This window comes from Brevibacterium sp., assembly GCF_022712115.1.
Classification (GTDB): domain Bacteria; phylum Actinomycetota; class Actinomycetes; order Actinomycetales; family Brevibacteriaceae; genus Brevibacterium; species Brevibacterium salitolerans.
Window position 1 is genome coordinate 1 of the sequence record NZ_JALAHB010000134.1, and the last position, 4,062, is coordinate 4,062.

The 4,062-nt window shown below is 73.4% G+C and carries 4 protein-coding genes; 2 read left to right on the top strand and 2 right to left on the bottom strand.

The genetic code is table 11. From position 1 onward, the window contains the following. Positions 1-295, top strand: a 295-nt coding sequence (locus Q0A33_RS07715) for an ABC transporter permease (protein WP_291794859.1), incomplete at its 5' end; no start/stop codon positions are given. 115 nt (positions 296-410) lie between these two features. Here Q0A33_RS07715 and Q0A33_RS07720 read toward each other — a convergent pair. After that, positions 411-2,690 (bottom strand): DNA helicase, encoded by a 2,280-nt coding sequence (locus Q0A33_RS07720; protein ID WP_291794860.1) that lies wholly within the window; start codon positions 2,688-2,690, stop codon positions 411-413. A 45-nt stretch (positions 2,691-2,735) separates the two neighbouring features. Further along, positions 2,736-3,539: a fused MFS/spermidine synthase gene (locus Q0A33_RS07725; protein WP_291794861.1), complete on the bottom strand. Its 804-nt coding sequence runs from the start codon at positions 3,537-3,539 to the stop codon at positions 2,736-2,738. A 204-nt stretch (positions 3,540-3,743) separates the two neighbouring features. Here Q0A33_RS07725 and Q0A33_RS07730 point away from each other — a divergent pair. Beyond that, the coding region (locus tag Q0A33_RS07730) for a DUF4192 family protein (RefSeq protein WP_291794862.1) at positions 3,744-4,062 on the top strand (319 nt) is incomplete at its 3' end.

Sequence of the window (4,062 nt, forward strand, 5' to 3'; positions counted from 1 at the left end):
CGGCCGCCGGCAGGGCGCGGAGATGCTCGTCCAGGTGCTCGTGTGGCCGGTGGGCTTCCTCTCCACCGTGTTCGCCGCCCCGGAGCTCATGCCCGCGTGGCTCGGGGCGGTCGCGGAATGGAATCCCGTCTCCGCGACCGCGACGGCGGCGCGGGAGCTCTTCGGCAGCCCCACCGGGGTGACTGGCGGCTGGCTCGCCGAGCACGCCGTGTTCGCTGCGGTGCTGTGGCCGCTGCTGCTCACGGCGGTGTTCCTGCCGCTGTCCGGCCGCGCCTATCGGCGCCTGCGGAAGTAGTCCCGAGAGGCTTGCGTGTTCTCTCCGGAATGTGTGTAAGATGAACTCGCGTGCTCAAGGCACGCCCGCCGCCGGCGGCATCGGAGGGGAAGCCGACGCCGCCGGCGGTCCTCATTCAGCGGCCGCGCCCCGTGCGCGCGTCCTCGGTGAAGTGCGCGTCCAGCACCGAGGGCTGCGAGCCCAGGATCGCCAGCCGCGAGGTGGCGCGGGTGAGAGCGACGTAGAGCTCGCCCACCCCGGCCTCGGCGGAGCCCGTCTCCGGATCCACGGGTGCGATCGCCGCCGGCTCCACCACGACGACCCCGTCGAACTCCAGGCCCTTCGACTCGTAGGGAGTGAGCACGGCGATCCTGTGGTCGATGGCCTGCGGGCCCCAGCCCAGGTCGTCGAGCAGCTCGTCCGCACCGGCGCCGCCGCCGGCCTCGGAGAGCGCGTGTTCGGCGAGCTCCATGAGTGCGGCCGGGACGATCACGCCGAGCCGCCCGGAGCCCACGGCGCGAGCCTCCGCAGCGACGGTGCGGGGCAGCCGGGCGAACAGCTCGGTCGTGTCGGCGCAGCGCAGCACCGTAGGCGGGTGCTCGCCCGTGCGCACGGCCTCGGGCAGGGCGAGCTGCGGGAAGTGCGCACGCAGCAGGGCATTCGCCGGCCCCATGATGGAGGCCGGCGTGCGATAGGAGACGGTGAGCTGCTCGAGGCGGAAGCGGTCGCCCACGTGCGGTTCGAGGATCTGTGCCCACGTGCGTTCGGAGTCCATGGCGGCGGCCTGCGCGAGATCGCCCACCAGTGTGGCCGACTTGCTGGGCACCCTCCGGAAGAGCTGGCGCAGCTGCATGGGGCTGAGCTCCTGCGCCTCGTCCACCACGAGGTGTCCGAAAGTCCACTCGCGGTCCTCGGCGGCGCGCTCGCTCACCGTCATCGCCGCGCCCGCCTCCGAGTAGCGCGCGGCGAGCTGCTCGGCGCTCACCATGTCCGCGGTGCCCATCATCTGCGTGACGTCACGGGCGTACTCGACCTCCGGGTCCTCCGTCCGGGCAGGTGTCTCTTCGCTCTCGCCCACCAGTTCGGCGATCTCGTCCAGGAGCGGCACGTCCTCGACCGTGAGCGGTGCGCCGGGCGTCCGCAGCAGGGCCTCGACCTCGGCCTCGGTGAGGATCCCGCGGGCGGCCTGGGCGAGGCGGTGGGGCTTGGAGAGCATCGCGTCGAGGACGCCGCGCGGGGTGAGCGGGAGCCAGCAGAGGTTGACCGCCACGCGCACCTCACGCGCGTGCCGGAGGTCGTCCTGGAGCTCGGGCAGGCGCTCCCCGGCGGAGTCCGCGCCGTGTGCGCGCGCGAGGTCGTCGGCCAGGGTGCGCAGCAGCGTGGTGGCGAAGACGGTGCGCGCCTCGTTGTGGGTGCGGTCCGCACGCCGCGCGCGGTCCCTGGCGCTGCGGACGTCCGCAGCCCGGAGCGGGATGGTGTAGGGCCCCACCTGCAGCCGCTGGTCCTCGTGCGGCACACGCTGATAGGAGCGGACCATGCGCCGCAGCACCTCGACCATCCGCAGGTCCCCCTTCACCGCCGCAGTGCCGGCGGAGTCACGCAGCGAGGTCTCGATCCCCGGCATGAGCTGGCCGGGTGTGAGGAGGACCGCGCCGGTCTCGCCCAGCGAGGGCAGCACCCTCTCGATGTACCGCAGGAACACGGGGGAGGGGCCCACGAGGAGCACGCCGGACTTGGCGATCCGGTCGCGGTGGCGGTAGAGGAGATACGCGGCGCGGTGGAGGGCGACCGCGGTCTTGCCCGTGCCGGGCCCGCCCTGGACCACGAGCGTGCCCGCGATGTCCTGCCGGATGATCTGGTCCTGCTCGCCCTGGATGGTCGCGACGATGTCCCCCATCCGACCCGTGCGCCTGGCGCCCAGCGCGGCCATGAGCGCGCCTTCCCCCTGCAGGCCTGCCTGCTCGTCCTCGCTCAGGCCGCTGAGGTCGAGGACGTCGTCCTCCACGCCGGTGACGGTGCGGCCCCGGGTGGCGATGTGCCGCCGCCGGGTCAGCCCGCCGGGGGAGGCCGCCGTCGCGCGGTAGAAGGGTTCGGACGCGGGGGCGCGCCAGTCCATGAGGAGCTGTGAGCGGTCAGCCGCGGAGAGCCCGATCCGGCCGATGTACGTGGTGATGCCGTCCGTCTGGTCGATCCTGCCGAAGCACAGCCCCTCCTCCGCGGACTGGTAGCGGATGAGGGCGTCCTCGTAGAGCGTGGCGAAGGCGTCGCGCTCGGAGCGGTTCTGGTGATGGCCTCCCACATTGGACCGGCGGACGGTCGACAGGGACTGTGCGGTCTCCGCGCGCAGCTCGTCGAGCCGTCGGTAGAGGATGTCGATCTGCGCCTGTTCGTGTGCGCGTTCGCGTGTCTCGCTCATGGGGCCTTTCGTCTCTCACGGGGGCATTCCATTATGCCGTGTCCGTCAAAGCGGGAGACCGCAGGCGGAGAGCAGCTCTGTCCGGCTGTGCGCCACGGGGACCGCGCAGCCCTCCGCCCGCGCGCGTCGCGTGAGCTCCCGGGGGTCGAGCGGACGGTGTGAGGCGAAGACCATCACGTTCCCGCCGGGCCGCCCCGCGAGCCGGCCGCCGCTCAGGGCGCACACGTGCGCGAAGTGCCCGGTCAGCGCGCGCAGCTCCTCCCGCAGCGCGCTGCGGCCGGCCCGGTCGGCCACGTTGGACGCGTACAGGCCCTCGGCCCTGAGCACCCGTGCGACGGAGGAGAACCACTCCGGGCTCTGCAGCGCCGCGGGAGTCGCGTCTCCGGCGAACGCGTCCCGGACGAGGAGATCGAGGGAGTCGTCCCGGAACGCGGCGATCTCCGCCGCACCGTCCGCGGCGCGGACCGCCACGGCGGGGGAGCGGGGCAGCTCGAGGTGCGCGCGCACCCAGGTGACCAGCGCGGCGTCGATCTCCACGACGGTCTGCCGGGAGCCCGGCCTGTCCGCGGCGATCCTGCGCGGCAGGGCGCAGGCGGCCCCGCCCACGTGCAGGGCCCGCAGCGTGGAGCCCGGGAGGGCTGTGTCGATCCCGGCGACGGCCCACCGCATGTACTCGAAGTCGAGCCGGCGCGGGTCCGCGGCGGAGTAGGGAGAGGAGGGGACACCGTTGACGGTGAGGACGAAGGAGCCGGGGGCTCCGGGGACGGGATCGAAGGAGGCCGTGCCGGTGTCGATGGGGAATGGTCCTGTTGACGGAGTGCCGGGGGTGCGGGTGCGTTTCTGCGCCATCGGATCAGGGTAGTCCGCGCGCCCGGACCGCGGGGGCGGCGGGACGCCCGTGACCCGGCGGCAGCCGGCGGGTGCCGCCGGAGGTCACAGGAGGGCGGAGACCGTGTCCCTCCGTACGCACCGATTCCTGTGGACGGGTGCTCTCCCGTCCACAGCGCGCGGGAGGGGCTGGTGCCCCCGTGCGGAGCGGAGTGGGGTGGCCCCATGCACACATACACACTCACCCACGGTCCCGGTCTCATCGGACTCGTCCCCCACCTCATCGGCTATCTCCCGCAGGACTCCCTCGTCCTCGTCACGGCGCAGAGCACCGCCTTAGGCAGCGGTGCGCTGGGTGCGAGCCTGCGCATGGACTTCGACCACGAGCGCGCCGCGCGTCTGGACGAGGCCGCGCTCGAGACCATGCTGCGACCGCTGGACCTCGCCGACGGCGCGGACACCGTCTTCCCGGTCCTCTTCAGCGCGCCGGTGGCGGTCCACCACACCGGGCTCGACGCGCTCACGGCGGACACCGCCGCCGCGC

Coding starts and splice junctions, on each gene's coding strand:
- Q0A33_RS07720 (WP_291794860.1), bottom strand. CDS start 2,690: ATGAGCGAGACACGCGAACGCGCACACGAACAGGCGCAGATCGACATC.
- Q0A33_RS07725 (WP_291794861.1), bottom strand. CDS start 3,539: ATGGCGCAGAAACGCACCCGCACCCCCGGCACTCCGTCAACAGGACCA.